We start from the raw sequence: 6000 nt of genomic DNA, 5'->3' as shown, positions 1-6000 counted from the left end.
GGTGGGGGGGGGGGGGGGGGGGGGGGGGGGGGGGGGGGGGGGGGGGGGGGGGGGGGGGCGGGGGGGGGGGGGGGGGGGGGGGGGGCGGGGGGGGGGGGGCGGGGGGGGGGGGGGGGGGGGGGGGGGGGGCCCCGGGGGGGGGCCCCCCCCCGCCCGGCCGTGTCAGCGAACGATTGCGCTGCGCCCCCATGTCAGTCCGAGGAAGGTGACCAGCATCCATGCCGGTCCGACGACCCCCTGGAAGCCGGGAAGGCCGGTGATGCCCGCGAACAGGACGACCGCCAGTACGGGCACGATGCTGAACCAGCCGATCCACGGAGAGATCGTGCGTTCACGCAACGCCATCCAGGCCACCGCTCCAGCCGCGACCACGACGCCGAGCCAGCCGATGTACCCGCCGAAGTCGTTGAGCATGAAGTAGACGAACAGCCCGTCCTCACCGAAGGACCGCTCATCCATACCGGCCGGCAGATAGATCGCCAGGGCGCCCTTCCATCCGTAGCCGTAGGTCAGTCCTGCGGCCGAGGCCGTCAAGGCGCCGCTGACCACGTAGGCAGCGGTGCTGGAAGGTACCCGCGGTTCGACCTGACGCCGCCATGCCGCGGCCAGCACGAGGAGCAGGAGAACCGTCAGGAACCCTGCGACGAGACCGAGATGCGCCACGGAGCGCCCCACGTCGTCGAGGATCGACGCATCGACGGGTGTCCGCTCGACCGTGCCGGCCCGGACATCCGCCAGGAGCGTGGCGACTCCTCCGAACACGCCTGCTCCGACCCCGTACAGGGGCCACTTCGCCCTTCCGTCGCCGTCCTGTCGCGCCATGCGCCCCGGGCGGGCATCCGGATCGATGGTGGTCATCCGCGTCAACTCCCTGTGAGTGCGGGTCCGTTACCGATCCGACTGTCGCGGTGGACGTGTCCCGCCACCCAGGGACCCGGGTCCCGGACGACCGGGACGGTTTTGCCGGATCGCGCCCGGTAAGGGCCCGCATTACGGGAACATGCGGGTGTGAGTCGGGGGGATCGGGCACTGCGTCACACCGCGTACGGCATCGCGAGCCTGGGCACAGCGGGCTGTGTGGCGACGGTGCCCGTGCATGATTGGCTGGCTGAACGCATCGCCGTCACGCCCCTGTACTGGTCCGACCTCGTGCTCGGCTCGGTCTGGCCGCTGGTGGGCGCCGTCGTTGCCAGGGGCCGCCCGCGTAATCCCGTCTGCTGGCTGATGCTGCTGCCCGCGATGATCGGGCCGTACCATCTCCTGGCCTACTACGCCGGTTACAGCCGCCTCGTCGCCGCGGATCCCCTTCCCGGGTGGGAGGTGGGGGCCTGGGTCGGATGCTGGGGCTTTGTCGGCTACTGGTTCGCCACGCCCTTGGTGCCCTTGCTCTTTCCGCACGGTCGCCTGGAAACGGCGCCACGCCGGGCGTGCGCCTGGGCTGTCATCACGGTCGCCGGGACAGGAACGCTGGCCACGATGCTGCGGCCCAGCGGCACCGATCCCGTCCCTGGTGTCCCGAATCCTCTCGGGATCGCGGGCTGGGAGTGGCTGCACACGGTGATGTTCATCTGTGCCGCGGCCACCATGCTCGGCGGTTCCCTCGCGGCCGCCGTCTTCCTCGTCCTGCGTACCCGCGCGGCGACCGGTGTCGAGCGGGCTCAACTGCAGTGGCTGATGCTCGGCGGGCTGCTGATGGCGTTCTCCTTCCTCTCCTTCCCGTTGGACGACGCGGAGCAGCCGGCTCTGGTCGGCGATCTCGTGATGCTGGTGGGGCTGCTCGGCCCGCCTGCGAGCGTCGCGGTCGCCATGCTGCGGCACAGACTGTTCGATGTGGAGCTGGTCCTCGGCCGCGCCATCGTCTTCGCCGTCCTCAGCGCGCTTGTTCTGGGGATGTACGCCGCGGTCGTCGCCGGCGCGAGACTGATCGCGCCCGGGTCCCTGACGGGGACTTGTCTGATCGCTTTCACCGCACTGCTCGCGGCCAACGGTCGCGGCGCTGTACAGGCAGCCGTGGACCGGACACTGTTCGGGCATCGCCACGATCCGTACGCCGTTGTCGCCCACGTCGGTCGCCGTGTCGCTCCGGCCGGCGAGCCGGCGGAAGCCATGCAGCATCTCGTCGATGCGTTGCGGTCCGCGCTACGGCTGCCCTACGCGGCCTTCGAAAGCCCCGCCGTGGCGGCGGCCTCCGGCAGGCCGGCGGCGGGCGCGGGCTGGCGGGCCTTTCCCTGCCGGGCTCTGGGCCGCGAACTCGGTGTACTCCGCGTAGGGCGGCGAAGCGTCAACGACCCTTGGACGGCGAAGGAGCAGGCCGCGGTCGAAGAGGTCGCGGACCGCGCCGGGACACTCGCCTACGCCGCCGGTCTGGTCGAGGACATCGCCCGCAGCCGGTCACGCATCCTGTCGGTGCGTGAGGAGGAGCGACGGCGGCTGCGCGCGGACCTCCACGATGGCATCGGCCCCTCCCTGGCCGGCACCGCGCACCAGCTCGATGCCCTCGCCCGGCGCATCGACGACCCCCATCTCGCGGGGTGCGTCAGGACACTTCGGGACAGGCTTCGCTCCACAGTCGCCGATCTGCGCACCGTGGTCCAGGGGCTCCGGCCCGGGGTCCTCGACCAGCTCGGGCTTCCCGGCGCCCTGCGGGAACTGCTGGCCGGGTACGACACACCGGCATGTCACAGCAGCATCGACGGCGCCTGCCACAGTCTGCCGGCCGCCGTCGAGGTCGCCGCGTACGCCATCGCTGCAGAGGCGGTCGCCAACGCCGTCAGGCACAGCGCCGCCGGCCGCCTCGAACTGACCGCCCGTATGGAGGACACCGTCTTGATTCTGTCGATCCGCGACAACGGACGCGGTATTCCGCCCAGGCACAGGGCCGGTGTCGGACTGCGCAGCATGAGGGAGCGCGCAGCCGAGATCGGAGGCTGGCTGGAGGTGACGACCGCGCCCGGCGAAGGCACCCTCGTGCGAGCCGGCCTCCCGGTAGGTGACCCGCGGTGAGCGTCACCGTCCTCGTCGTCGACGACCATCCCGTCTTCCGGGCCGGAATGGCCACCGTCCTCGCCGATCTCCCCGATGTGACGGTCGTCGGAGAAGCGTCCGACGGCGCCGAAGCCATCACCGCCGCCGGCCGACTGCGGCCGGCAATCGTGCTCATGGACCTGCGCATGCCGAACGTCAACGGCCTGGAGGCCACGGCCCAGATCACCACGGCCCATCCGGAGATCGCCGTTCTCATCCTGACCATGGACGAGGACGAGGACTCGGTGTTCGCCGCCCTGCGCGTCGGCGCACGTGGCTACCTGCTCAAGGAATCGGACGGCGCCGACGTCCACCGCGCCCTGCTCGGTGTCGCCCGCGGCGAAGCGGTCTTCGGCCCCCGGATCGCCCAGCGCGTCCTGTCCCATTTCGCCACTCCGCCCGCCGTCAGATCCCCCCTCCCCTTTCCTCATCTCACCGACCGCGAACGCGAGACCCTCGATCTGATCTCCCGCGGCCTGGACAACGCTTCCATCGCCCGCCGCCTGTCCCTGTCTGAGAAGACCATCCGCAATCGGGTCAGCGACGTTCTGGCGAAACTGCACGCCCGGTCTCGCACAGAGGCAGCAGCCCTCGCGCGGGACGCGGGCCTGGGACATCCCCGTCACTCCGCGTAGGCGTCCCCTGGAGGGCCAGCTCAAGGCCCTCCAGGGGACCGGGGAGGGGAGGACGGTCAGAAAGTGGCCGTCGGGGCTGCGACGTCACGGTCAGCAAGTCCCGCTGGTCCGCAGGCAGTTCCACCTTGTCCGCGTACAACAGCGCGTGCCCCGGGTCGAAGACCAACGCCACCTCGCCCGCCAGACCGCCGTTGCCGCTCAGCACCTGTGTTGCCCCGTGACCGCCCGTCCCCCTGTCGGGAGGGCGCTGCCCATCTGAGACGCGAAGAAGTCCTGGTGCTCGCGGCGCTCGTGCAGCGGCGGAAGTCCGGCGGCCGTGCACCCGTACCAGACCGCTTCCACCATGTGCCCGGCTGCCTGGTACCAGTACCTGCCGTCGCCGGTCCGGACGACGGATGCGGCGGCCACGGCGCGCGCGGCCTTCCGGGCGGCGATAGCGAGCGGCGTCTCGGGCCGGTGCGGGCGGACGAAGGCCTACTGCGGGAGGCCCTGACGAGTCTGTACTCGCTGTTCGACAGCACGCGGGAAATCCCGCGTCGGCACGGCCCGGAGATCGCCGAGCCAAAGCGAGACGGCCAGTACAACTTCGGCTACCTGGCGGTGGCGATGCTCAACTTGGGCGTGCGCCCCCTGCCGGCCAGCTGGCACCCCGCGCTTGAGGATTGGGAAGGCCGCCGGCCCTCCGATCGCTCCCGCCACGACTACGAGCGGGCCTGGCCTGAGGCGGACCGGCTCCGTACTGCCCTGGACGACACCCGCCGGGTACTCACTGCCTACGCGGACCTCCTCGCCACCGCCTGCGGTGTCCCGAACCTCCTTGGAGCGCACGATCAGAAGGGGCTTAAGCATCGTTCCCGCAAAGCCGTGCGAGCGGTCCCGATCCCTCCGCAGTTGGTCGCCGTGCTGCGCTGGCACATCACGGTTTACGGCGTCGCACCCGACGGCCGGCTGTTCCGTACCGCACGGGGCGGCATGGTCCAAGAGAGCGGCTACGGGGAGGTACGGGCACGTGCCCGCTCCCACGCGCTGGCACCGGAGGAGGTGGAATCCAAGCTAGCCAAGCGACCGTACGACCTTCGCCATACGGCGGTATCAACGTGGCTGAGTGCGGGAGTGGAGCCGCAGATCGTCGCGACGCGAGCGGGGCACAGTTTGGCGGTGCTGTTCCGGGTCTACGCCAAGTTCCTCAAGGGCGGCGAAGACGCGGCCAATGCGAAGATCTCAGCCCGCCTGAACCAGCACCGGAACCCCTCAGCCGGATCTTGATCGAGATCAGCCCGTAGTGCCTGCTCGGGGCCGGGATTCCCGTCCACGCCCCGTCCAGAACTACTGGTAGAGAGCGTGCGAGAGCGAGACATTGCGAGACAGTCCAGCCTGACGGCTGCTCTCATGCAGATGGCCCCCGGTCCGCGTTTCCGCAGATCAGGGGCCATCTTTATCACGTGGCGGCGCCAGGATTCGAACCTGGGTAGGCAGAGCCGACGGATTTACAGTCCGTTCCCATTGGCCACTCGGGCACACCGCCATGGGATGTCGCCGTGAAAGTCACCCGCTGTGGGGTGGTGCTCCGTGGCAACGACGTAAACGATACCTGATGCCCGGGGGTGCTCCGCCACCGGATTGATCAGCCCTCGGGGTGGGTGCGGGTGGCTAGGCTTGCGGGTGCGGTCCGGGGACTCCGGCCGCGACTCCACGCACCCGATACAAGGAGCCACAGGACATGGCCGACTCCAGTTTCGACATCGTCTCGAAGGTCGAGCGGCAGGAGGTCGACAACGCCCTCAACCAGGCGGCGAAGGAGATCTCCCAGCGCTACGACTTCAAGAACGTCGGGGCTTCGATCGCCTGGTCCGGCGAGAAGATCCTTATGCAGGCCAACTCCGAGGAGCGGGTCGCCGCCATCCTCGACGTCTTCCAGACCAAGCTGGTCAAGCGCGGGATCTCGCTGAAGGCGCTGGACGCGGGCGAGCCGCAGCTGTCCGGCAAGGAGTACAAGATCTTCGCCTCGATCGAGGAAGGCATCTCCCAGGAGAACGCCAAGAAGGTTGCGAAGATCATCCGTGACGAGGGCCCGAAGGGCGTCAAGGCGCAGGTCCAGGGCGACGAGCTGCGCGTCAGCTCGAAGAGCCGGGACGATCTGCAGGCCGTGCAGGCGCTGCTGAAGGGGCAGGACTTCGACTTCGCCCTGCAGTTCGTGAACTACCGCTGATTCCGGCGGGCGCGCGCCGGGGTGGACCGGGGGCGGAGCGGCTCGACCGCCCCGCCCCAGCCCAGACGGGTGCGCTGCGCGGGCGCCGGATGGGCGTGGGGCGCGGACACTGGGCGCGATGTCCGATTCCCG

General features: G+C 70.2%; 5 protein-coding genes and 1 tRNA gene. 4 read left to right on the top strand and 2 right to left on the bottom strand.

Annotated elements, in window-relative coordinates:
- Window positions 1–162: 162 nt before the first annotated feature.
- A complete protein-coding gene (locus ACI2LP_RS18350) occupies window positions 163–858 on the bottom strand; it encodes a hypothetical protein (protein ID WP_404725548.1) in 696 nt (231 codons plus the stop codon).
- Between the two features lie 150 nt (window positions 859–1008).
- On the opposite strand from ACI2LP_RS18350, the gene ACI2LP_RS18345 reads away from it, so the two are divergent.
- The 3 genes from ACI2LP_RS18345 to ACI2LP_RS18335 all read left to right on the top strand — a co-directional run bounded on the left by ACI2LP_RS18345 (window position 1009) and on the right by ACI2LP_RS18335 (window position 4925).
- Window positions 1009–3003: a sensor histidine kinase gene (locus ACI2LP_RS18345; RefSeq protein WP_404725547.1), complete on the top strand. Its 1995-nt coding sequence runs from the start codon at window positions 1009–1011 to the stop codon at window positions 3001–3003.
- Complete coding sequence (locus tag ACI2LP_RS18340; RefSeq protein ID WP_404725546.1) at window positions 3000–3659, top strand: response regulator; 660 nt, start codon at window positions 3000–3002, stop codon at window positions 3657–3659. Before ACI2LP_RS18345 ends, ACI2LP_RS18340 begins: the two co-directional genes overlap by 4 nt.
- Before the next feature lie 276 nt (window positions 3660–3935).
- A complete protein-coding gene (locus tag ACI2LP_RS18335; protein ID WP_404725545.1) occupies window positions 3936–4925 on the top strand; it encodes a hypothetical protein in 990 nt (329 codons plus the stop codon).
- Between the two features lie 177 nt (window positions 4926–5102).
- Here the strand turns inward: ACI2LP_RS18335 and ACI2LP_RS18330 are convergent.
- Window positions 5103–5184 (bottom strand) — tRNA-Tyr (locus ACI2LP_RS18330).
- Window positions 5185–5379: 195 nt separating this feature from the next.
- Between ACI2LP_RS18330 and ACI2LP_RS18325 the strand changes: the two genes are divergently transcribed.
- A complete protein-coding gene (locus ACI2LP_RS18325) occupies window positions 5380–5868 on the top strand; it encodes a YajQ family cyclic di-GMP-binding protein (protein ID WP_324985431.1) in 489 nt (162 codons plus the stop codon).
- Window positions 5869–6000 lie beyond the last annotated feature (132 nt).

The sequence above is a fragment of the Streptomyces sp. NPDC019890 genome (assembly GCF_044903445.1).
Classification (GTDB): Bacteria; Actinomycetota; Actinomycetes; order Streptomycetales; family Streptomycetaceae; genus Streptomyces.
The sequence above is the reverse complement of the archived record's forward strand: the minus strand, read 5'-3'. Positions and strand labels throughout refer to the sequence as shown.

What these genes read in the sequence shown, in the direction of transcription:
- ACI2LP_RS18350 (WP_404725548.1), bottom strand. Translation starts at nt 858, where the DNA reads ATGACCACCATCGATCCGGATGCCCGCCCGGGGCGCATGGCGCGACAG.
- ACI2LP_RS18325 (WP_324985431.1), top strand. Translation starts at nt 5,380, where the DNA reads ATGGCCGACTCCAGTTTCGACATCGTCTCGAAGGTCGAGCGGCAGGAG.